This window comes from Lentzea flava, from assembly GCF_014648475.1.
Classification (GTDB): domain Bacteria; phylum Actinomycetota; class Actinomycetes; order Mycobacteriales; family Pseudonocardiaceae; genus Lentzea; species Lentzea flava.
This window is the reverse complement of sequence record NZ_BMRE01000080.1, coordinates 1-21564: the sequence shown is the minus strand read 5'-3', so window position 1 is coordinate 21564 and position 21564 is coordinate 1. Positions and strand designations below refer to the sequence as shown.

Annotated in this window: 22 protein-coding genes; 6 read left to right on the top strand and 16 right to left on the bottom strand. The window is 70.4% G+C overall.

The annotated features are described in order from the left end of the window. The first annotated feature begins 118 nt into the window (after positions 1-118). Complete coding sequence (locus tag IEZ09_RS42675; RefSeq protein ID WP_189259568.1) at positions 119-874, top strand: class I SAM-dependent methyltransferase; 756 nt, start codon at positions 119-121, stop codon at positions 872-874. On the opposite strand, the gene IEZ09_RS42670 is transcribed toward IEZ09_RS42675, so the two are convergent. The 5 genes from IEZ09_RS42670 to IEZ09_RS42650 form a co-directional block, all read right to left on the bottom strand. Then, entirely contained in the window at positions 864-1655 is a 792-nt protein-coding gene (locus tag IEZ09_RS42670) for a type III pantothenate kinase (protein WP_189259567.1), read from the bottom strand. The genes IEZ09_RS42675 and IEZ09_RS42670 overlap by 11 nt on opposite strands. An 11-nt stretch (positions 1656-1666) precedes the next feature. Then, a complete protein-coding gene (gene panD, locus IEZ09_RS42665; RefSeq protein WP_167978192.1) occupies positions 1667-2137 on the bottom strand; it encodes an aspartate 1-decarboxylase in 471 nt (156 codons plus the stop codon). A 10-nt stretch (positions 2138-2147) separates the two neighbouring features. Continuing rightward, entirely contained in the window at positions 2148-3038 is an 891-nt protein-coding gene (gene panC / locus IEZ09_RS42660) for a pantoate--beta-alanine ligase (protein ID WP_189259566.1), read from the bottom strand. A gap of 1 nt (position 3039) precedes the next feature. Beyond that, positions 3040-3930, bottom strand: coding sequence for a Rossmann-like and DUF2520 domain-containing protein (locus IEZ09_RS42655; protein WP_189259565.1), 891 nt, complete (start codon positions 3928-3930; stop codon positions 3040-3042). Between the two features lie 102 nt (positions 3931-4032). Next, positions 4033-5178 (bottom strand): PrsW family intramembrane metalloprotease, encoded by a 1146-nt coding sequence (locus IEZ09_RS42650; RefSeq protein WP_189259564.1) that lies wholly within the window; start codon positions 5176-5178, stop codon positions 4033-4035. A 30-nt stretch (positions 5179-5208) separates the two neighbouring features. Here IEZ09_RS42650 and IEZ09_RS42645 point away from each other — a divergent pair, with 30 nt between their 5' ends. The 3 genes from IEZ09_RS42645 to IEZ09_RS42635 are packed head-to-tail and all read left to right on the top strand — an operon-like array spanning position 5209 to position 7682. Next, complete coding sequence (locus IEZ09_RS42645; protein WP_189259563.1) at positions 5209-6123, top strand: SAM-dependent methyltransferase; 915 nt, start codon at positions 5209-5211, stop codon at positions 6121-6123. A gap of 17 nt (positions 6124-6140) precedes the next feature. Further along, the gene (locus tag IEZ09_RS42640) at positions 6141-6563 is read left to right on the top strand and encodes a DUF1203 domain-containing protein (RefSeq protein WP_189259562.1); all 423 of its coding nucleotides are present in this window, start codon (positions 6141-6143) and stop codon (positions 6561-6563) included. 33 nt (positions 6564-6596) lie between these two features. Next, complete coding sequence (locus IEZ09_RS42635) at positions 6597-7682, top strand: NADH-quinone oxidoreductase subunit D (RefSeq protein ID WP_229813441.1); 1086 nt, start codon at positions 6597-6599, stop codon at positions 7680-7682. Between the two features lie 62 nt (positions 7683-7744). Here the strand turns inward: IEZ09_RS42635 and IEZ09_RS42630 are convergent, their stop codons facing one another. The 7 genes from IEZ09_RS42630 to ftsH are packed head-to-tail and all read right to left on the bottom strand — an operon-like array spanning position 7745 to position 14227. After that, the gene (locus IEZ09_RS42630) at positions 7745-9214 is read right to left on the bottom strand and encodes a DUF6779 domain-containing protein (protein ID WP_189259561.1); all 1470 of its coding nucleotides are present in this window, start codon (positions 9212-9214) and stop codon (positions 7745-7747) included. Positions 9215-9265: 51 nt separating this feature from the next. After that, a complete protein-coding gene (locus tag IEZ09_RS42625; protein WP_189259560.1) occupies positions 9266-9715 on the bottom strand; it encodes a DUF3180 domain-containing protein in 450 nt (149 codons plus the stop codon). Further along, positions 9712-10209 (bottom strand): 2-amino-4-hydroxy-6-hydroxymethyldihydropteridine diphosphokinase, encoded by a 498-nt coding sequence (folK, locus tag IEZ09_RS42620; RefSeq protein WP_189259559.1) that lies wholly within the window; start codon positions 10207-10209, stop codon positions 9712-9714. Before folK ends, IEZ09_RS42625 begins: the two co-directional genes overlap by 4 nt. After that, positions 10206-10595 carry a dihydroneopterin aldolase gene (gene folB / locus IEZ09_RS42615; protein ID WP_189259558.1) on the bottom strand — a complete coding sequence of 130 codons (390 nt, stop codon included), beginning with the start codon at positions 10593-10595 and terminating at the stop codon, positions 10206-10208. The genes folK and folB overlap by 4 nt, the downstream gene beginning before the upstream one ends. Further along, positions 10588-11373, bottom strand: coding sequence for a dihydropteroate synthase (folP, locus tag IEZ09_RS42610; protein WP_189259572.1), 786 nt, complete (start codon positions 11371-11373; stop codon positions 10588-10590). The genes folB and folP overlap by 8 nt, the downstream gene beginning before the upstream one ends. 32 nt (positions 11374-11405) lie before the next feature. After that, positions 11406-12053 (bottom strand): GTP cyclohydrolase I FolE, encoded by a 648-nt coding sequence (gene folE / locus IEZ09_RS42605; RefSeq protein ID WP_189259557.1) that lies wholly within the window; start codon positions 12051-12053, stop codon positions 11406-11408. Further along, complete coding sequence (ftsH, locus tag IEZ09_RS42600) at positions 12050-14227, bottom strand: ATP-dependent zinc metalloprotease FtsH (protein ID WP_189259556.1); 2178 nt, start codon at positions 14225-14227, stop codon at positions 12050-12052. Before ftsH ends, folE begins: the two co-directional genes overlap by 4 nt. A 366-nt stretch (positions 14228-14593) precedes the next feature. Here ftsH and IEZ09_RS42595 point away from each other — a divergent pair, with 366 nt between their 5' ends. Further along, positions 14594-16252 carry a substrate-binding domain-containing protein gene (locus IEZ09_RS42595; RefSeq protein ID WP_229813440.1) on the top strand — a complete coding sequence of 553 codons (1659 nt, stop codon included), beginning with the start codon at positions 14594-14596 and terminating at the stop codon, positions 16250-16252. Positions 16253-16315: 63 nt separating this feature from the next. Here IEZ09_RS42595 and hpt read toward each other — a convergent pair whose 3' ends face one another. Genes hpt through dacB form a run of 4 tightly spaced genes read right to left on the bottom strand, consistent with a single transcriptional unit; the run spans position 16316 to position 20837 of the window. Continuing rightward, positions 16316-16864: a hypoxanthine phosphoribosyltransferase gene (gene hpt / locus IEZ09_RS42590; RefSeq protein WP_189259554.1), complete on the bottom strand. Its 549-nt coding sequence runs from the start codon at positions 16862-16864 to the stop codon at positions 16316-16318. A 17-nt stretch (positions 16865-16881) separates the two neighbouring features. Then, on the bottom strand, positions 16882-17793 hold the full coding sequence (gene tilS / locus IEZ09_RS42585) for a tRNA lysidine(34) synthetase TilS (protein ID WP_189259553.1): 912 nt from the start codon (positions 17791-17793) through the stop codon (positions 16882-16884). A 10-nt stretch (positions 17794-17803) separates the two neighbouring features. After that, a complete protein-coding gene (locus IEZ09_RS42580) occupies positions 17804-18847 on the bottom strand; it encodes a zinc-dependent metalloprotease (protein WP_189259552.1) in 1044 nt (347 codons plus the stop codon). A 28-nt stretch (positions 18848-18875) separates the two neighbouring features. Then, positions 18876-20837 carry a D-alanyl-D-alanine carboxypeptidase/D-alanyl-D-alanine endopeptidase gene (gene dacB, locus IEZ09_RS42575; protein ID WP_189259551.1) on the bottom strand — a complete coding sequence of 654 codons (1962 nt, stop codon included), beginning with the start codon at positions 20835-20837 and terminating at the stop codon, positions 18876-18878. A gap of 123 nt (positions 20838-20960) precedes the next feature. Here dacB and IEZ09_RS42570 point away from each other — a divergent pair, with 123 nt between their 5' ends. Further along, positions 20961-21464 (top strand): inorganic diphosphatase, encoded by a 504-nt coding sequence (locus IEZ09_RS42570; protein WP_189259550.1) that lies wholly within the window; start codon positions 20961-20963, stop codon positions 21462-21464. Positions 21465-21564: the final 100 nt, after the last annotated feature.

Here is a 21564-nt window from a genome sequence, read left to right as displayed (position 1 = left end):
ACAGTCGCGAAAGATCCTCACGCTCTCCGCCTCTCAGACGGCAGTGCAGGCGGGTTGTTTTGGTTCGAACAACCGGACCGGGAGGTTTGGGGCGGGGCGCACGAACTAGGTTGGAGTGATGGATCTACACGCGAGGCGAGCGGACTCGTTCGGCGCGCAGGCCGAGGCCTACGCCGAACACCGGCCTGACTATCCCGTGGCGGCGATCCGGTGGGCTCTGGAGCCGCTGGGCACCTCTGAGCGGTTGGACGTGCTGGACCTCGCCGCGGGCACCGGCAAGCTGACCGGGGTCCTGGTCGCGGAGGGGCACCGCGTGACGGCCGTGGAGCCCAACGAGCAGATGCTGTCGGAGCTCGTGCGCCGCGTTCACGACGTGCGGGCGCTGCCCGGTCACGCCGAGCACATCCCCGTCCCCGACCAGACCATCGACGCCGTGTTCGTCGGAACCGCGTTCCACTGGTTCGACCCGGAGAAGGCGCTGCCGGAGATCGCCCGCGTGCTGCGGCCGGGAGGCGTGCTGGCGGCGATGTGGATCGAGCACGACGACGACGTCGAGTGGCTGGCGGAGTTCGAGCGGATCTCCGCCACCAGCGTCGAGTCCCAGCGGCAGGACCCGACGGGCATGATGGCGCACCCGGCGTTCGGTGCTGTCGAGCAGAAGACGTTTCCTCACGCGCAGCGCAGGGAATCGCCGGAGGCACTGATCGCCACGGTCAACACGCACTCGCGGATGCTCGTCGTCGACGACGAGGAGCGGGCCTCGATCAACGAGAAGATGCTCGCGTTCCTCCGCTCACGCCCGGAGACGTCGAACGGGCCGTTCGACGTCCCCCTGCGCGTGAAGGCGTTCCGGATGGTGCGCGTCAGCGAGTAGGCATGTTGCGCTCGAAGACGAGCCGCAACCCCAGCAGGGTCAGGTCGGGCACGTGGTGCGCGATCTCCGAGGACTCCGACACGACCAACGGCGCGAGGCCGCCGGTCGCGATCACGGTCACGGGACCGGGATCGGTCTGCTGGAGCTCCTCGGTGATCTTGCGCACCAGCCCGTCCACCTGGCCGACGAACCCGTAGACGATGCCGGACTGCAGGCACTCCACGGTGTTCTTGCCGATCACGTTGCGCGGCCTGACCAGCTCGACCTTGCGCAGCTGGGCGGCGCGGGCCGCCAGCGCGTCGACCGAGATCTCGATGCCGGGTGCCAGCGCGCCGCCGAGGAACTCGCCGCGCGACGAGATCACGTCGAGGTTCGTCGACGTGCCGAAGTCGACCACGATGCACGAGGTCGAGTACAGGTGGTGCGCGGCCAGCGTGTTGATCACGCGGTCAGAGCCCACCTCCTTCGGGTTGTCGACGAGCAGCGGCACACCGGTCTTCACGCCCGGCTCCACCAGCACCTTCGGCACGGCGTCGTAGTAGCGGCCGAGCATCACGCGCAGCTCGCGCAGCACCGCGGGCACGGTGGACAGCGCCGAGATGCCGGTGATCTTGTCGGCGTACTCGCCGAGCAGGCCGCGCATGGTCAGCGCGAGCTCGTCGGCGGTCATCCTGGCGTCGGTGCGCATGCGCCAGTCGCGCACGAGCGGGGCCGTGTCGCCGACCCCGTCGTACAGACCGAGCACGATGTTGGTGTTGCCGACGTCGATGGCGAGCAGCACGGTGCGATTCCTTAGTTCTCGGCCTGGATCAACGCGTCCAGCGCGGTCGCCTCAACGGTCTCAGACGACGGAGCACTCGTGGAGCCGTTCACCAGACCGGAGCCCTCGGGGGCGTGCGCGGGATCGGCACCGAGGTCGACGACCTTGTTGTCGGCGTCCACGAAGACCACGCGCGGCTGGTAAGTGCGGGCCTCGGCGTCATCCATCTGCCCGTAGGCGATCAGGATGACGATGTCGCCGGGGTGCACGAGGTGCGCCGCCGCGCCGTTGATGCCCAGCACACCGGTGCCGCGCTCGCCGGGGATGACGTAGGTCTCCAGCCGCGCGCCGTTGGTGACGTCGACGATGGCGACCTGTTCGCCCGCCAGCAGGTCGGCGGCCTCCATCAGGTCCTCGTCCACCGTCACCGAGCCGACGTAGTGCAGGTCGGCCTGCGTCACGGTCGCCCGGTGGATCTTGGACTTCAGCATCGTGCGGAACATGTCATTCCCCCTACTCGTCGCCTTCGCCGAGCAACACCGCGATGTTGTCGATCAGACGGGTGGAACCGACTCTGGCCGCCACGAGCAGCCTGGCGTCGCCGTTCTCCGGCGCGGGACCGAGGTCGACCCCGCGCAGCTCCAGGTAGTCCAGCTCGACCTCGGGCACCTGCGCCAGCACGTCGTGCGCGGCCTTGAGCACCGCGTCAGCGCCCTGCGAGCTGACGTGGGCACCGGCGGTGAGCGCGGCCGACAGCGTGACGGCGTGCTGACGCTGCTCCGGGGTCAGGTAGGCGTTGCGCGACGACAGCGCGAGGCCGTCGTGCTCGCGGACGGTCGGCACGCCGACGACGTCGAGCGGGAAGTTCAGGTCCCGCGCCATCTTGTGGATCAGCTGCAGCTGTTGGTAGTCCTTCTGCCCGAACACCGCGTACGTGGGCTGCACGATGTTGAACAGCTTCGCCACCACGGTCAGCACGCCCGCGAAGTGGCCGGGGCGCGACGCGCCCTCCAGCTCGTCGCCCAGCGGACCGGGATGCACGGTGACCTGCGCGCCCTCGGGGTACATGTCCTCGACGGACGGCGCGAACACCAGGCCCACGCGCTCCTCGCGGCAGATGTCCACATCGGACTCGAACTGGCGCGGGTACTTCGCGAGGTCCTCGTTCGGCCCGAACTGCAACGGGTTCACGAAGATCGACACCACGACCACGGTGTTCTGCATGACCTGCGCTTCGCGGATCAGCTGCCGGTGGCCCGCGTGCAGTGCGCCCATCGTGGGCACCAGCGCCACGTTGCGGCCGGCGTTGCGCAGCGCGCGCACGACCCGGTTCAGCCGCTGCGGGTCGCGGTGCACCGTGACGTCGTCCGGGCGGTAGTCGTCCTTGGTGAGTGGCTTGGTCACGTCAGTCCTCGAGAGTGGTGCGAACGTCGTTGGCCGCGTCGGGCTTGAGCAGCCCTGAGTGCTCCGCCCGTTCGACGGTGCGGCGGGCGAGCACGCGGTAGCTGGGCAGGGTCTCGGGTGCCTGCTCGGCGAGCACCTCCAGGTGCTTGCGCAAGGTACCCGTGTCGCCGCGGGCGACCGGACCGGTGAGGGCTCGGTCACCGTGGCGCAGCGCGTTGTCGAGCGCGGCGGACAGCAACGGCCCGAGCAGGCGTTCGGCGTTGGCAACGCCCGCGTTGGTGAGCAGGTCCGCGGCGTCGCGGACCAGCGTGATCAGGTGGTTCGCGCCGTGGGCCAGCGCAGCGTGGTAGAGCGGGCGGACCGCCTCCGGGACCCTGACGGGTTCGGCGTCCATCTCCACGACCAGCGCCTCACCGACGCTCCAGGCGACCTCGTCGCCGTCCGCGGCCGTGACGCCGACGCACGCGGCACTCATCCGCTGCAGGTCCTCGGAACGGCCGGTGAAGGTCATGACGGGGTGCAGTGCGAGCGTGAGCGCGCCGACCTGGGCAGCGGGTTCGAGGACCTGCACGCCCTGCGCGCCACTGGTGTGCACGACGATCTGGCCCGCGCGCAACGACTCCGTGGCGACCAGACCCTTCACGAGCCCGGCGAGCTCGTCGTCCGGCACGGCCAGCAGCACGAGATCGGCTCGCTTGGCGACTTCGGTCGGGTCCTCGATCGGGACACCGGGCAGCAGCTCTTCCGCGCGGTTGCGGGAGGCCTGGGAGACGGCGGACGTGCCGACCACCACGTGACCCGTCCTGGCCAGCGCGGCGCCCAGCACCGAGCCGACCCGGCCTGCCGAGATGACACCGACGGCGAGCCTGGCCGGACGTGGGGTCGCGTCCATGCGACTAACTCCTTCTGACGTTCCAGTCCCGGTTCGGGTACCAGACGACGCCGCCGAGGGTAGACCGGCGTTTCCCAGGATGTACCTGGTCGGTGACGGGATTCACCGGCGGGCGGCCGCCCTGGCGGCGTGCAGCGTGTCGAGCAGCACTCCGTGGCGGTGCTCGGCGCTCTGCCCCGCCGTTCCCTGCTCGATGCGGTGGCGCAGGAAGGCCAGCTCGGTGACGGCGATCTGGTAGTTCTTCACGGACTTGGCCGCCGCGTCACCTGACTTGCGCTTGACCGCCCGCAGCCAGTTCCTGCGGCCGTTGAGGCTGGCCAGCAGCGCCACCTCGCTGTTCGCGATCCACCGGTTCTGCGCCATCGCGGCCAGCTGACCGGCCACGATCCGCTGCTCCCTGCGCCGCTGCCAGACCACGATCGCGACCGCGCCTGCGAACACCGGCACCATGATCAGGAAGTACAGGTTGATGAAATCCGACCCGGTGCCGACCGTGGTCGAGAAGTTCCACAGCGAGTGCAGGCCGACCGCGGTGAGGTAACCGCCGATCGGGGCGAGCACCCGGACGGTGGCGTTGCTGGTGCTGGCCGCGATGCCGACCCCGATGCCGGTCATCGCCGTGAACAGCGGGTGGGCGAACGGCGACAGCACCCCGCGCAGGATGAACAGCGCGATCACGCCGCCGCCCATGTTGCCGAGCCCGTTCTCCAGGAAGACCCGGCCGAAGTACCAGATGTTCTCGGTGAACGCGAAGCCCGCGGCCGTGATGCCCGCGTAGACCATGCCGTCGACGACACCGTCGAACTCGTGCCTGCGGCGCAGGAACACCGCGAGCAGGAACGCCGCCTTGGTCGCCTCCTCGACGATCGGCGCGCCCACCACCGCGGTGAACGTCGTGCCGTCCTGGTAGAGCAGGTCACCGAGGACGCGGGACGTCTGGTTGAACGCGAGCGAGCTGATCGTCGCCCCGCACGCTCCCCAGACGAACGCGAAGAGCAGCATCTTCGCCGGTTCCGGTTCCCACCTGTCGATCCACAGGAAGGCGCTCACCACGAACGCGACGGGGATCAGCGCCGCGGCGGCACCCACCAGCAACGGCTCGATGCCGATGCTCGACGTGCCCAGCGCGAACAGCACGAGACCGGCCGCGGCGAGGGCGATCAGCGCCACGACGGGGAACAGGACGGTCCAGCGGCGCTGCTCGATGCGCTTGCGGGTCGGCGTCGGCGTGAGGTCGGCGTCGTTCACGGGAAACGACCTTAGAGGCACACTTGTCCGATGTTCGACTGGGAAGCCGCTTGGCACGCCGCGCTGTACGGGCCGGGTGGCTTCTTCGCGCGCGGGGAGAAGCCGTCGTCGCACTTCCGCACGTCGCCGCTGGTGGGTCCGGAGCTGGCCACGGCGCTGCTGGAGCTGCTGTCGCGGGTGGACGCCGCTCTCGGATCTCCCCCGGTCGTGGACTTCGTCGACGTCGGCGCCGGCGGCGGTGAGCTGGCTTTCGCCGTGCGTTCGCTGGCCTCGGGATCGCTGGCTTCGCGGTTGCGGGTGACCGCCGTCGAGCTCGGTCCTCCCGTCGAGCTGCCGGGGGTTCGGTGGACCTCGGTCGTGCCCTCGTGCGTCGGGCTGCTGGTCGGGCACGAGTGGCTCGACTCCATCCCCTGTCCCGTGGTGACCGGGCCTTCCTCCGACCCGTGGATCACCCGGTGGTGGCCTTCTCTGGGCGACGGGGAGCAGGCCGAGGTGGGGGCACCGCGCGATGCCGCGTGGGCCGCCGCGGTGTCCTCGGTGCGCGGTGCGGCTCTGGCGATCGACTACGGGCATCTGGTGTCGTCTCGGCGGTTCACGCTCACCGGGTATCGCGCGGGGCGCCAGGTGCCGCCGGTGTTCGACGGCTCGTGCGACATCACCGCGCACGTCGCCTTCGACTCGGCCGCCGACGCCGCCGGTGGCGACTGGGTGCTGGTGTCGCAGCGGGACGCCCTCGCCGCGCTGGGGCTGACCGGGTCGGTTTCCGGTTCCGGCTGGGAGTGGCTGGAGTCGGCCGCGCGTGCGGGACGGATCGCGGAGCTGCGTGATCCGCGCGGTCTCGGCGGGTTCGGCTGGTTGTTGCACGGGTGCGGGATCGCCGTCGCGGACCTGCTGCCCGCGTTGCCGCCCTGGCGTCCGAATCCCGCCAGCTTTTCGGTGGCCTGACGACGATCGTTGCGGGCATGCGAATCCACAACGTGCCGCCGTCCGCCGCCCTGTCCGACCCCGGTCGTGAGTACCGGGCCTCCGAACCCGGCGTGCCGCTGCGCTGCTGCCTGCGGAAGTCGCTGCCGGACGAGCCGGTCTGGCTGTTCCGCTACTCGCCCGACGCGGGCAAGGGGCCGTACGCCGAGGTCGGCCCGGTCTTCACGCACGTCGATTGTTCCGGCGAGCCTTCGTTGGATCGTCTGCCTGTTGAATTGTTGAACAATCCCCGGATCCTGCGTTCCTACAACGCCGCAGGCCAGATCAACGACGGCGGCGTGGTGGAGCCCGGATCGTTCGATCGTGCAATCGAAGAATTGTTCAACGATCCCACGATCGAGACGCTCCAGGTCCGCAGCGTCTCGCACGGGTGCTTCTACTTCGCGATCACGAGGGCCTGAGCCGCGCTCCCGGCCTCGTGAAACCATGTTCGGGTGAGCGAGCAGATCACCGTCGGCGTGGGCGCGGGCGCCCAGTACCTGGGCGTCGACCGCGTGATCGACCTGGGCCCACTGCACCCGTCCGCCCACGGCGCCTACCGCCTGCGCCTGACGGTCACCCCGGACCTGGTGATCACCGCGGCCGAGCCGCTCGTCGGCCACCTGCACCGCGGTGCCGAGAAGCTGTTCGAGGTCCGCGACTACCGCCAGGTCCTGACGCTCGCCAACCGCCACGACTGGCTCTCCGCGTTCTGCAACGAACTGGCCGTCGCACTGGCCGTCGAGCGCATGACCGGCATGGACGTCCCGGCCCGCGCCCAATGGCTGCGCGCACTGCTGTGCGAGCTCAACCGCCTGATGGCGCACATGGTCTTCCTGACCCCGTTGTCCCCCAACGCCGCCATGTACCGAGAAGGCGTGCAGTCGCTGATGGAAGAGGCTTCCGGCGGCCGCATCCACTTCATGTTCAACCGGATCGGCGGCCTGCGCGAGGACGTCCCCGCGGGCTGGACCGCGCGGGTGGCCGAGTTCCTGTCCACTGTGGACGTCGGCGCGCTGGAGGTCGACTTCTCCCGGCTGGAAGGGCTCGGCGTCCTGCCGCTCGACGACGCGTTGGCGTACGGGGTCACCGGCCCGATCGGACGCGCCAGCGGGGTGGACTTCGACCTGCGGCGCGACGACCCGTTGCCCGCCTACAAGTCCTTGTCCTTCACGCCTGTCGTGCGGACCGAAGGCGACGCCGCTGCGCGCGTGCGGTGCCTTCTGGACGAGGCCCGGCTCTCTGTCGCGTTGGCGACGCAATGCCTGCAAGAGCTGCCGTCCGGGCCGGTGAACGTCCGCCTGCCCAAGGCCATCAAGGCACCCGAGGGTTCGGTCTACACGCGAGTCGAGGCGCCGCTGGGCACCTCGGGCGTGCACCTGTCGTCACGTGGCGAGAAGACGCCGTGGCGCCTCAAGCTGCGCACGCCGTCGTTCAACAACGTTCAGGCGCTCTCGGCACTCCTGCCGGGCACCGCAGTGGACGACCTGCCCGCGGTGCTGAGCAGTTTCGCCGTCATCGTCGGCGACATCGACAAGTAGCTGGTGCCGTGACCGCCAACCATCGCCGCGTCTTCCAGCGCTCAGCAGGGCACCTCGCGGCACTAGTCGTCGCGGCGACGGCGGCGGCGGGGCGCGTCGCCACCGCCCAGCGACGCCAGCAGCTCGCTCACCGACTTGCCGTCGGCGTGCGCACCGGACGGGTCTTCCGGGGCCGCCCTGCGTCCCGTCGAGACCGCGGGCAGGCGCGTGGACGAGTCCTCGGCAACCCGGCGTCCGGCGACCGGTGAGTCGTCCGGAGCGGACCGGCGGCCGGTGGACACGATCGGCAACCGGGCCGACGACTGATCGGCGGCGCGGCGGCCCACCGGCGGCAGCGACACCAGCGAGTCCTCGGACGACCGCGACGGCGTGTCCTCCGCGCGACGACGACCACCGCCGGCGGGCTTCAGGGTCTCCCACGAGCCGCTGTCCTGGTCGGCCGCCGGACGATCGTCGGCGCGGCGGCGGCCGCCGCCCTTCGGCTGCGAGCGGGAGTCGGCGAGCGTTTGCGGGTTGATCATCTCGGTGCGCTCGGCCACGCGGGACCGCGGCTCGGGCTTGCGCGTCTCGACGGCCTTCGCGACGGCGGCGGGAGCCTTCGGCGGCTCCGCCTTGCGCGGCAGCGACTCCGTGCGGTTCTGGGGCTGCGGGCGCGGCACGCGTTCGGTCCGCTGGGCCTGCGCCTGCACGGGCTGCGGCACGGGCGGTGCCTTGACCGGCGCGGGAGGGGCGGGAGGTGCGGCACCACCGAGCCTGGCCGCCACGCCACCCGGCCTGGGCTGGGGACGGGCCGGCTCCTGCTTCGCCGCCTTCACGGGCTCGCGGCGCACCACGGCCGGCTGCGGCCGCGGCGAGGTCCTGGTCGGGTCCGGCCGCGCGGGCTCTGGGCGGGCGGGTTCGCGGCGCGGCGGCTGGACCTTGGCCTCGTGCGCGACGCGTTCGATCAGCTCGGTGCGCTCGGACGGCTTCTCCGCCGCCACCGACGCGGTGATCGCCGGTTTGGCGTTGATGACGCGCTTCTCCGGCAGCGAGGCCAGGCGTGCGGCGTCGGAGGCCAGGGAACGCAGGCGGGTCGACTCGGCGCGCAGGGCCACGCGTTCGACGAGGACGTCGCCGCCCAGCAGGGCTTCGAGGTTGTCCCGCAACGCCCTCAGGTCGGCGCGCAGCGCCTCGATGTCCGCGCGCGACTCCTCCTCGATCCGCTTGCGGGTCTCGGACTCGATCTCGAGCTCGTACTCGCGGCGCGCGGCCACCTCGCGCTCGAGCTCCAGCTCGTAGACGGACTGGAGGTCGGCCACCTCTTCGTCGCGCTCCGTGACCTGCCGGCGGTACCTGGCGGCGAGGAAGGCGCCCACCAGCGCCGCCCACAACGCGGCCACCACGGCCAGGCGCAGCATGCGGGCGCTGTCGCTCAGCACGAGCACCGCCGCGGCCACGAGGGCGAGCGCCAATGCCGCTACTAACAGCAATCGCCCGGAGCCACGACCGTGATCTTCCTGCTCGTCGTCGATCGACGCGCCTCGCCCGGTCATGCGCACTACGGTACCGCGTAGTTATGCGACTGAGACCCTACGGCCGGGTATCTAATCCTTCCCGGGAGTCTCCGTCGGCGTCTTGCAGCAGTGCTCCAGCCACAGCGCGGCAGCGGTCAGCGCGACGGCGGAAACCATCCCGACAACGGCCGCGAACAGGTCGTTTCCGGCGGCGGCGAACTCGTCGCGCACCGGCACGGTGTAGATCAGCAACCCGGTCCAGGCACCGAACATCAACGCGCCCAGAACCGACGAAGCCTTCGCCAGCGCGACGGCACGGGCCGCGGTGAGCGGCTGCACCGGCCGCGGCGAGCGGCGCTGGATCCGGGCCCGCAACGAGAACGCGAGCACGACCTCGACGATCGCGATCACGAGGAGCGTCGATCCGGCCAGCTGAGGCAGCGGCGGCATCGAGTCGTACGCGAGTCGCAGCAGCAGGTGGGCCAGCAGCCCGGCGATGATCGCGATCGTCGCCAGGTCACGGGGACGGGTGAACCTCACGCGTCCATCCAACCCGAACTCAGCACGAGGTCGTCGCGCCGCCGCACGCCCTCCGCCGAGAACTGCAGCGCGGCAACGGGTCCGTGGCCCGGCAGCACGGCGTCCGGTTCGACGTCGAGCCACGGGATGAGGACTGTCGCGCGCTCAAACGCCCCGGGATGCGGCAGAAGCAGCTCCGGGTGGTCGGAGGTCACCCCGTCCACCGAAACCACGTCCACGTCCAACGTGCGCGGCCCCCAGCGCTTCTCCCGCACGCGCCCGGCGGCGTTCTCCAGCTCCTGACCGCGCCGCAGCCAGCCCCACTCGTCGACGTCGTCGGAAGCCACGATCACGACGGCGTTGAGGAAGTCCGGCTGGTCCTCCACACCCCACGCCGCCGTTTCGTACACGGGCGACACCGCGACCACGTACGGCTTCAGGCCGTCCACGACGGACTGGAGGTACGCGAACCGGTCGCCGAGGTTCGAGCCGATCGACAGGACCGCGCGCGTCATTTCGCCTCTTTGAGAGGCGCCGCCAGCCGGCGCGAGCGGCGGATCGTCACCGACACGTCGTCGAAGGTCAGCGGGATCGGTGCGGACGGCTTGTGCACCGTCACCTCGACCGCGTGCAGCCGGGTGTCGGCCATCGCGGCGTCGGCGATGCGACCCGCCACCGTCTCGATGAGATCGCACGGTTCGCCACCGACGATCGCGGCGGCCATCTCGGCGAGCTCGCCGTAGTGGTACGTCTGGCTGAGATCGTCCGTGCGGGACGCCGAGCTGAGGTCGAGCCACAGCGTGATGTCCACGACGAACTCCTGGCCGTCGCGCTTCTCGTGCTCGAAGACGCCGTGGTTGCCGCGGACCCGCAGGCCCGTCAACGCGATCCGGTCAGCCATGTCCCCGCCTCCACGCACCGGCGACGGCGACCGCGTCCAGCGACCGGTCGACGTCGTGCACCCGCACACCCCACGCTCCGTTGAACGCGGCAAGAGCGGACACCGCCGCGGTCGCGTCCTCCCTGCCGTCCGGTGGACGGTTGCCGAGCAACGTGCCGAGGAAGCGTTTGCGCGACGCTCCCACCAGGACCGGGAAGCCGAGGTCGACCAGTTCGTCCAGGCGCTGCAACAGCTCCCAGTTGTGGTCGCCGAGCTTCGCGAAGCCCAGACCGGGGTCGAGCACGATCGACGACTCCGCGACGCCCGCAGCCATCGCCGCCTCGACGCGCTGCAGCAGCTCGTCGCGCACGTCGCTGACCACGTCGTCGTACGTCGCCAACGAGTCCATCTCCGTGCTGTGGCCCCGCCAGTGCATCAGCACGTACGGCACACCGGCCGCGGCCACCACGGACGCCATCCCGGGATCGGCCAGGCCGCCGGAGACGTCGTTCACGATCGACGCGCCCGCCTCCAGCGCAGCGGAGGCGACGGAGGCGCGCATGGTGTCCACGCTGACCGGCACGCCCTCGGCGACCAGTGCGCGGATCACCGGCACCACCCGCGAGATCTCCTCGGCGGGCTCGACGCGTTCGGCACCGGGACGCGTCGACTCGCCGCCGACGTCGATCAGGTCGGCACCGCGCTGGTGCATCGCGATGCCGTGTGCGACGGCGTCGCGCCGGTCGATGTACCGGCCGCCGTCGGAGAACGAATCCGGCGTCACGTTCAGCACGCCCATCACGACGCATCGGCCGGGCTTCGGCAACGGACTCACCGCAACCGGCCCCTGATCAGCTCGATCGCCTCCGCCCGCGACGAGGCGGACGTGCGCAGCAGGCCGCGCACCGCCGACGTCGTCGTGCGCGAACCCGGCTTGCGCACACCGCGCATGCCCATGCACAGGTGCTCGGCCTCGACGACCACGATCACGCCGCGCGGTTCCAGCCTGCGCACCAGCGCGTCCGCGACCTGCGAGGTCAGCCGTTCCTGCACCTGCGGCCGCTTCGAGTAGAGGTCGACGAGCCGCGCGAGCTTCGACAGCCCCGTCACCCTGCCCGCCTCGTTCGGGATGTACCCGACGTGCGCGACGCCGTGGAACGGCAGCAGGTGGTGTTCGCAGAAGCTGAACATCGGGATGTCGGTGACGAGGACGAGCTCCTCGTGGCTCTCGTCGAACGTCTTCGCGAGCACGCTGTCCGCGTCGGTGTAGAGACCCGCGAACAACTCCCGGTAAGCCCGCGCCACCCGAGCGGGTGTCTCGCGCAGGCCCTCGCGCTCCGGATCCTCACCGCACGCGATCAGCAGCTCGCGCACCGCCGCCTCTGCCCGCGCCTGGTCGAAGACCCGCCGCGCGGAGACGCCGGCCTCCCCGTTGCGGGTGAGACCGGCGTCTGCGTCGAGCTGGTGTTGCTCTGTCACTGCCGCTCGTCCTGGTCCGACTGCGGCTTCTTCGGCTCCCAGACGTTGTGCGGCTTGCCACCGGGCACGGTCGCCGGGGTCCATCCGGGCGGGGCGCCGTAGTTCGGCGGGCCCGACTGGTTCGTCGGCTGGTGCACGCCGTTGGACCCGTTCGGCGACGGCAGCTCCTCGGTCGGCGCCGCGGCAGCGGCTTCCTCCTGCTGCAGCTCGGACTCGATGGTGTCCTCGACGACCGGCGGCCACGGCTCGCCGCGCTCCTTGGCGAGCTCGCCGGGGGTCTTGATCGGCGGGATGTCGGACGGCGTGCGGTCACCGAAATCGTTGAACTGGGTGATCCGCGGCCGCTTCTCGACGCCGGCGAAGATCCGCTCCAGGTCCTTGCGGTGCAGCGTCTCCTTCTCGAGCAGCTCGCGCGTGAGGTTGTCGAGGACGTCGCGGTAGGTGTTGAGCACCTCGTACGCCTCGGTGTGCGCCGCCTCGATGAGCTTGCGCACCTCCTCGTCGATCTCGTGCGCGACCTCGAGCGAGTAGTCGGCCTGACGGCCCGCCGAGCGGCCGAGGAACGGCTCGCCCTGCTCCTGGCCGTACTTCACCGCACCGAGCCGCGCGCTCATGCCGTACTCGGTGACCATCGCGCGGGCGATCTTGGTCGCCTGCTCGATGTCGTTGGACGCGCCGGTGGTGGGCTCGTGGAAGACGAGCTCCTCCGCCGAGCGGCCACCCAGTGCGAACACCAGCCGCGCGATCATCTCGGACCTGGTCATCAGGTCCTTGTCCTCCTCCGGCACCGCGAGGGCGTGACCACCCGTGCGGCCGCGGGCGAGGATCGTGACCTTGTAGAGCGGGTCGATGTCCGGCATGGCCCACGCGGCCAGGGCGTGCCCTGCCTCGTGGTACGCGGTGATCTTCTTCTCCTTCTCGGAGATGATCCGGCTCTTGCGGGCCGGACCGCCGATCACTCGGTCGACGGACTCCTCCAGCGCGGCCGCCGTGATGACGTGGCCGTTCTGGCGGGCGGTGAGCAGCGCTGCCTCGTTGATGACGTTCGCGAGGTCGGCGCCGGAGAACCCGACGGTGCGCTTCGCGAGGCCGTCGAGGTCGGCGTCGGAGGCGAGCGGCTTGCCCTTCGAGTGCACCCGGAGGATCTGCCTGCGGCCCTTCATGTCCGGCGCGGACACCGGGATCTGGCGGTCGAAGCGGCCGGGGCGCAGCAGCGCGGGGTCGAGGATGTCGGGACGGTTCGTCGCCGCGATCAGGATGATCCCGCCGCGCGAGTCGAAGCCGTCCATCTCGACGAGCAGCTGGTTCAGCGTCTGCTCGCGCTCGTCGTGACCACCGCCGAGACCGGCGCCGCGGTGGCGGCCCACCGCGTCGATCTCGTCGACGAAGATGATGCACGGCGCGTTCTGCTTGGCCTGCTCGAACAGGTCGCGCACACGCGAGGCGCCGACACCGACGAACATCTCGACGAAGTCCGAGCCGGAGATCGAGTAGAACGGCACGCCCGCCTCACCGGCGACGGCCCTCGCGAGCAGCGTCTTACCGGTTCCCGGCGGGCCGTACAGCAGCACGCCCTTCGGGATCTTCGCGCCGAGCGCCTGGTAGCGGCCGGGGTTCTGGAGGAAGTCCTTGATCTCCTCGAGCTCCTCGACGGCCTCCTCGGCACCGGCGACGTCGGCGAACGTCGTCTTGGGCATGTCCTTGGACAGCTGCTTGGCCTTGGACTTGCCGAAGTTCAGGACGCGGTTGCCGCCGCCCTGGGCGTTGTTCATCATCCACATCAGCAGCAGCAACAGCAGGCCGAGCGGCACGAGGTAGATCAAGATCTGCATCAGGATGGACTCCTGGCTGACCTTGGTCTCCACGGTCGGCTTGTTGCCGGCCTGGTCGAGGACGTTGAAGATCTCGTCCGTCGCGCTGGCCGGGAACTGCGTGATGAGGCGGTTGCTGCCCTCGAAGGTGGTGCCGTCGGTGAGGGTGAGCCGGAGCCGCTGCTCCTTGTCCTCGATCGTGGCTTCCTTGACCTTGCCGTCCCGCACCTGTTGCAGGGCTTGGGACGTCTTGACCGGGTGGTAGCCCCGTGAGTCGTCGAAGAGCACGGTGAAGACGAAGTAGAGCAGCAACACCGCAGCGATCCACAGCAGCGGGTTGCGAAGCAGGCGCTTGCGGTCCATGCACTTACGGCCGGCGGGCGGCCTCGACCCTCCCTGACTTGCGCGTCGGGCAGTGGAAGACCCACATACCGCGTCCGACCAGCCTACCGCCCGCTGGTCGGGTACTGAGCAACCAACGGTCGGGGACGGTTCCGGGTTCCCACGCGTGACCGCTGCCACGCATGTTCACGCTGTTTGGTTCATCCGGAACAAATACGGCCGTCCAGACGAGTGACGCAAGTCACGCCGTCTCACTACGTTTGGGGGTCCCATGTCATCCTCATGCATCCCCCGAGTGTTCCCCCGCCACTCGAAAGAGTGAACACGTGACCGAAGGTCAGTAACTGTATGTCAGCACGTCACACGTCCCCCGGATTGTTCCGGCGGGTGGCGCTCCCCGTTGCCGCCCTGCTCGGAGTGGTCGCGGCGGCGGGCGTCACGGTCGTGGCACTGCGTGTCACCAGCGGCGCCGACTGCTCCGGCGCACTGCCGTTGAAGGTCGCCGTCACACCCGCCGCGTTAGATGTGGTGAACGCGGCAGCGCAGGAGTACCAGCGGTCACAACCGGTCGTGAACGGCCGGTGCGTTCAGGTCCAGGTCGAGTCGCGCAACGCGGCCGACGTGGCGAACGAGCTCCCCACCGCGCAGATCAACCCGCATTCCCTGTGGATCCCCGACTCCTCGATGTGGGCAGCCGAGGCCCAGCGCCAGGCCGCCGAGACCGGCCCGGAGGCCCCGAAGCTGGACATCAAGCCCTCGCTGGCGTCGAGCCCGCTGGTGCTGGCCGGTTCGGAGAAGGCCATGGCCAAGATCGGCTACCCGGTCTCGCCCGTCTCCTGGTCCAAGGTCCTCGACACGAAGGTCAACGTGTCGCTGAGCGACCCGACGATGACCTCGGAGGGCCTCGCCACCCTCTTCGTGATCCGCACGCTGCTGGGCAACCCGGACGGCACGCCGAAGCCGGAACTGGTCGGTGCCCTGCTGCGCGTGGGCCGCAGCGCCGTCCCGTCGGTGCGCGACGCGTTCGGCAAGGTCACCACCGACGCCGACAAGGCACCGCTCTTCGCCGCCCCCGAGCAGTCGGTGGTGGCGAACAACCGCTCGGTCAAGGACAACGCCGTGCTGGGCGCCCCGCCCAAGGAGGGCACGCTCTCGTTCGACTACCCGCTCGTCCGCGTCTCGCGCCCGAACGAGCCGGAGGGCATCGGTGAGGCAGCGGCCGAGTTCGAGAAGGTCCTGCGCTCGGCCGAGACCGTGAAGCGCTTCGGCGAGGCGGGCTTCCGCACCGTCCAGGGCGCCGCCCCCGCCAAGTGGTCGACCGACGTCGAGGGCGTGCAGGCGGGCGACGTGAAGCTGATCGAGACACCGAACGCCGACCAGGTGTCCGAGCTGCTGCGCACGTGGGGCGCCATCAGCCTGGACATGCGCATGCTGACCGTCATCGACGTCTCCGGCTCGATGATCGAGAAGAACCGCAACGGCAAGACCCGGATCGAGGCCGCCACCCAGGCCTCCATGACGGCGCTCGGCATGCTGCCGGACACCACCCAGATCGGCCTGTGGGCGTTCTCGACCGACAAGAAGCCGCCGCAGGACTGGATCGAGCTGGTGCCGATAGGGCCGCTGGGTGAACCCCTGCAGGGCGTCACGCGACGCAAGAAGCTCGAAGCCGGGGCCTCGCAGCTGCCCAGTCTCGTCGGCGGCGGCACGGCACTGAACGACACGACGCTGGCGGCGTTCCGGCACGTGTTGTCCGGGTACGACCCGTCGAAGGTCAACTCCGTCGTGCTGATGACGGACGGGCGCAACGACGACATCTCGTCGATCGACACCGCCGCGTTGATCGAGACCCTGAAGCGCGAGGCGGATCCCGCGAAGCCGGTGCCGATCATCATGGTCGGCCTCGGCGACGAGGTCGACATGGACGCCCTGCGGGCCATCTCCGCCGCGACCGGCGGCAAGGCCTACCAGGCGCCCAACCCGGAGGACATCCGCGGCGTGCTGCTGGACGCGGTCTCGCAACGCCGCTGCCGCCCGAACTGCTGACGGTTTGAACGATGAAGGGCTCCTTCATCCACCTCACGTGGATGAAGGAGCCCTTCATCGTTTTCAGCTGGAGTAGACCTTCGGGTCCAGCGTGCCGATGTACGGCAGGTCGCGGTAGCGCTCGGCGTAGTCGAGGCCGTAGCCGACGACGAACTCGTTGGGGATGTCGAAGCCGACGTACTTCACCGGCACCTCGACCTTCACCGCGTCGGGCTTGCGCAGCAGCGTGCAGACCTCCAGCGAGCGCGGCTTGCGCGACTGCAGGTTCTTCAGCAGCCACGACAGCGTGAGGCCCGAGTCGATGATGTCCTCGACGATCACCACCCTGCGGTCGGCGATGTCGCGGTCCAGGTCCTTCAGGATCCGCACCACGCCCGAGGAGGACGTGGAGGAGCCGTAGGACGAAACGGCCATGAACTCGAGCTGCACCGGTACGGGCAGCGCTCGGGCGAGGTCGGCCATGAACATCACAGCGCCCTTGAGGACGGTGATCAGCACGAGGTCGGAGTCACCTTCTGGGTGGTCCTCCGCGACCTGCTTGGCGAGTTCGGTGACCTTGTCGCTGATCTCCTGCTCGGTGATGAGCACGGATGCGATGTCGCCGTCGTACACGGACAGGTCCCCTCTGCTTAAGACTCTGGTTCGACGACGAGCCTGCCATGCGCGCGCCGCACGACAAAGCCACCGGGTAGCCAGACACCGCCCTGACCGCGCCATTCACTCACCAGTGCGTCAACACGTCGCAGGTGCGAATCGGACAGTTCGGGCACGCCTTCGTCGATGAGCCACGACCTGAGCACTCTCCGTCTCAGCGCGACGGGCAGCTCCGCGATGTCGTCAACAGCACAGCAGTCGCCGCTGAACGCCTCGGCGAGGGAGTCGAGTGCGTCACAGTCCTCGCGCAGCTGGGCCGCCGTGCGGGCCAGCGACGCCGCAACGCCGCCCTGGAGCACGTCCTCCAGCAACGGCAGGACTTCCGCACGCAACCGCACGCGCGTGTACGACGGGTCGGAGTTGTGCGGGTCCTCCCACACCTCGATGCCCTGCTCCGCGCAGAAAGCACGGGTGGCGGCCCGCGTCACGCCGAGCAGCGGACGGCCCCACGGCGGATCGAGAACGCGCATCCCCGCGATCGAGCGCGGACCTGACCCGCGGCCCAGGCCCAGCAGCACGGTCTCGGCCTGGTCGTCGAGGGTGTGGCCGAGCAGCACGAGGCCGGAAGCAGGCCTCAGAGCCGCGTAGCGCGCCCTGCGGGCCGCCGCCTCGGGGCCACCGGGGCCAGAGACCTCGACGGCCTCCACGCGCGCCACCAGACCGAACTCCGAGCACTGCCGGGCCGCGCGCAGGGCCACCTCGTCCGAGCCGGGCTGCAGCTGGTGGTCGACGATCACGGCGGCGGCACCGGGCCTGAGCCGGCCGACGCAGGCCGCCAGTGCCAGCGAATCAGCGCCGCCGGAGACCGCGACGGTCACCGCGTCCGGACGCACCTCGTCGAGGAACCTCCGCACGGCCGTCCTGACCTCGCCGACCGGACCGTTCACGGTGTCACGCTCACGGGGCCACGCGGCGCAGCCAGGTCATCGGCTCGGCGATCTCGGCCCTGGTCGGCAGGGTGTCGGCCGAGGTCCAGATCGCGTTGAAGCCGTCCATGCCGACGCGTTCCACGACGTACTCGGTGAAGGCCGCGCCCTCCTCGTACTGGCGCACCTTCGCGTCCACGCCGAGCAGCGTGCGCAGGACGCGGTCGAGCAGGCCGCCTCCCTTGCGACGCGCGGTGAAGCGGCTGCGGATCGTCGAGACGGACGGCACGACGGTCGGTCCCACGGCGTCCATCACGTGGTCCGCGTGGCCTTCGAGCAAAGTGGACAGTGCGATCAGCCGGTCCAGCACGGCTTTCTGCTGCGGCGACTGGATGAGCTCGATCAGTCCGATCGGGCCGTCGCCCGCGCGCAGCTTGTGCCGGAAGTCGCGGATCACGTCCGGCAGCGGGGCTCGGTCTTCGTCCATTGTGGAGAGAAGCGCGGTGACCTGGTCGGAGAAGTACCTGCGCAGCCACGGCACGCCGGTGAACTGCAGGCGGTGCGTGCACTCGTGCAGGCACACCCACATCCGGAAGTCGTCGTCGGGGACGTCGAGAGCCTGTTGCGCGCCAACGATGTTCGGCGCGACGAGCAGCAGCCGGCCCGCCAGCTGCTCGCTCGGGCTGAACGGGTCGTACTGGCCGAGCACCCGCGACGACAGGAACGCCATCACGACACCCGCCTGCACACCGGCGGTGCCCGCGAGGATGCTCGCCATGGCACCGGCCTGGCGCGGCATCGCGGGCGCGGTCAGGGCGGCGAGGCCCTGCGCGGCGGCTCTGACCCACGCGGGCCGGTCGACGACCTCGCCCGGCAGCAGCGGCAGGCCCTGGCCGAGGCCGGTCAGCTCGCGGACGTGCACCTCCGCCTGGGGCGCGAGCTCGCGAAGTCTGCCGACGACGTGGTCGGCCTCGTCCTTCCCGATCACCGGGCCTGGCCGCACGAGCCTGACGGCGGTGGCCACCGCCAGCTCCCAGTCCACCGGGCCGAGCTCTGCCTCCGTCGCGCCGTTCACCCTGCCGAAGTTACCTGCGCACGCCCCGCTACGAACAGCCACAGCCCCGCAACGCAGCGGCCATCACGTCCAGCGCCGGCCGCACCTCGGTCTCCGGGTTGCGGTTGCTCGCCGACATGAACGCGAACACGAGCACCCGTCCGTCCACGTCGACGACCATCCCGGCGAGCGCGTTGACGCCGGTGAGCGTGCCGGTCTTGGCCCGCACCCAGCCCTTGCCGCCGGACGCGCTGCCGCCGTAGCGACCGGCCAGCGTGCCGCTGCCGCCCGCCACCGGCAGCGCCGTCAGCAACGGCCGCAGTTTCGCCGTGCGCGGGTCGTCCAGGGTGGGCTTGGCCGCCGTGGCCAGCACGTCGGTGAGCAGCTTCGCCGGGATCTTGTTGGTGGCCGAGAGGCCGCTGCCGTCGACGAAGTTCGCCCCGGTGAGGTCGAACCCGTTCTTGGTCAGGACGTCCCGCACGGCCTTGACGCCACCCGCGAACGACGGCTCGTTGCCCGTCTTGATCGCGATCTCGCGGGCGATCGCCTCGGTGAGCACGTTGTCGGAGATCTGCATCATGTTGTCGACGAGCTGCTCGATCGGCGCCGACTTGATCTCGCCGAGCACCTGGGCGCCCTGCGGGGCCGTGCCCGCGGTCGCGCCGGGGGCCCCGATGCGCTGCGCGAACGCGTCCGCCGCCGACTGGGCGGGGCTGCCGGTGCGCGCCGACACGTCGTTCTTGGGGTTGAGCCGGCCGCCGTCGAGCATGAACGGCACGATCGGCGCGACCGAGCCGCCTGCGATGTCGCCCGGCTCCCACTGCGGGCCCAGCGCCTCGCCGGCGTACCGGCTGAGGTCGAACTGGACCTTCGTGACCGCGCCCTTCTGCTTCACCTGGTTGACCAGGTCGTCGAGCGTCGCCGCGCCGGGGTAGACGGAGCTGCCGGGCGTGCCGGAGATCGTCGGGTCGCCGCCGCCCACGATCACCACGGTGCCGGGCTCGGCGCCCTGGACGACCTTCGTCGACAGCTGGTCGGTCTTCTCCAGGCTGAGCAGCGCCGCGGCCGCCGTGAGGATCTTGAGGCTCGACGCGGGGGTCGCGGCCGTCGTGTCGCCCTGCTGCCACAGCGCCGTGCCGGTGGCCGGGTCCACGACGCTGCCGGTCAGGGTGCCGAGCGCGGAGTTGCCGGCCGGGCCGGTGAGGGCCGCTTTCACCCCGGCGGCGCTCGGTGCCGGTCCGCCCGCGTTGGCGGCCTTGACCAGCGGCCGCACCTCGGCGGGTGCGGCAGGCGGCTTGGTCTCGACTGCCGCGGGGCCGCCGAACTCGTTGACCGCGTAGACGGTGGCGCCGGCCAGCGCCGCGACCACCAGCAGGCCGAGCACGACGGCGAGCGGCTTGCGGCTCTTCCTGGGTTCGTCGGAGCCGGTCAGCCGGTCTTCCGGCTCCTCGTCGTAGCCAGAGACCGGCAGCGTCTCGCGAACGGGCTCTTCCTGCCGGGGCGCGGGAGGAGGCGGTGGCGGAGGTGGCTGCTCGACGCGGGGAGGCTCCTGCCGCGGCGGCTGCGGTCTCACCGGCTGGTCGAACCACGACGGCTCCACCGCCGGCAACTGGTCGACCCGCGCCGTCTTCGCGGCCACCGGGGTGGCGTCGGAGCCCGGCGCGATCCGCACCGGGGCCGCTCTCGGCGGCTCGACCGGCCGAGGTTGGCCGCCGTCCGGCGCAACCTGGCCGTGAGACTTCCCACCGGAGGATTCACCGGAAGGGCCGCCGGAGCCGTTCAAAGGCACACCGGGAGCAGCCGGACCGGGCTCGGCACCGTTCGGAGCTGAACGGACGGGAGACGACCGCGGAGGCTCCTGAGTGGACGGTGGCTTCAGCACGGAGGCGACGGGCAACCGCATGGTCGGCTGATCCAGCGACGGGCGGCTGACCTGCAGCGTCGGCGCCTCGGGCACCGAGTCGAGATCAGCGTCGTCGTCCTCGGTCGGCCACTGGGGCTCTTCCGCCAAGAGGGCCTCCGTCAGCTCGGTACGGGCAATCTCACACCCTCCAGCCGCCGCTCCGATGAGGGTTGACAGGGCGTCGTGGTCCACACTAGTGGCGTCACGAATGGGCTACATGAGCGAGGACCAGTGGAGTTCGACGTCACGATCGAGATCCCCAAGGGAGTGCGCAACAAGTACGAGGTGGACCACAAGACTGGTCGCATCCGCCTCGACCGCACGTTGTTCACGGCGACGCAGTACCCCGCCGACTACGGGTTCATCGAGGACACCCTGGGTGAGGACGGCGACCCGCTGGACGCCCTCGTGCTCGTTCAGGAGCCGACGTTCCCCGGCTGCCTGATCAAGGCCCGTGCCATCGGCATGTTCCGCATGACCGACGAGAAGGGCGGCGACGACAAGGTTCTGTGCGTCCCGGCCGACGACCCGCGCCACGAGCACCTGCGGGACATCCACCACCTGGCGGAGTTCGACCGCCTGGAGATCCAGCACTTCTTCGAGGTCTACAAGGACCTCGAGCCCGGCAAGAGCGTCGAGGGCGCGACCTGGGTCGGCCGCACCGAGGCCGAGTCCGAGATCGTCCGCTCCTACCAGCGTCTGAAGGACGCCGAGGCGCACGGCGAAGAGCACTGAGCTTGAAAACGATGAACGGCGCTTTTGTCCACGTCAGGTGGACCTGGTGTTTTAACCAGGGGGCTGTTGATCTTTGACATGGGCACGGCCACCGCTTGAT

Coding starts and splice junctions, on each gene's coding strand:
- IEZ09_RS42675 (WP_189259568.1), top strand. CDS start 119: ATGGATCTACACGCGAGGCGAGCGGACTCGTTCGGCGCGCAGGCCGAG.
- panD (WP_167978192.1), bottom strand. CDS start 2,137: ATGTTCCGCACGATGCTGAAGTCCAAGATCCACCGGGCGACCGTGACG.
- IEZ09_RS42655 (WP_189259565.1), bottom strand. CDS start 3,930: ATGGACGCGACCCCACGTCCGGCCAGGCTCGCCGTCGGTGTCATCTCG.
- IEZ09_RS42645 (WP_189259563.1), top strand. CDS start 5,209: ATGTTCGACTGGGAAGCCGCTTGGCACGCCGCGCTGTACGGGCCGGGT.
- IEZ09_RS42640 (WP_189259562.1), top strand. CDS start 6,141: ATGCGAATCCACAACGTGCCGCCGTCCGCCGCCCTGTCCGACCCCGGT.
- IEZ09_RS42630 (WP_189259561.1), bottom strand. CDS start 9,214: ATGACCGGGCGAGGCGCGTCGATCGACGACGAGCAGGAAGATCACGGT.
- folK (WP_189259559.1), bottom strand. CDS start 10,209: ATGACGCGCGCGGTCCTGTCGATCGGCTCGAACCTCGGCGACCGGTTC.
- folB (WP_189259558.1), bottom strand. CDS start 10,595: ATGGCTGACCGGATCGCGTTGACGGGCCTGCGGGTCCGCGGCAACCAC.
- folP (WP_189259572.1), bottom strand. CDS start 11,373: ATGGGCGTGCTGAACGTGACGCCGGATTCGTTCTCCGACGGCGGCCGG.
- ftsH (WP_189259556.1), bottom strand. CDS start 14,227: ATGGACCGCAAGCGCCTGCTTCGCAACCCGCTGCTGTGGATCGCTGCG.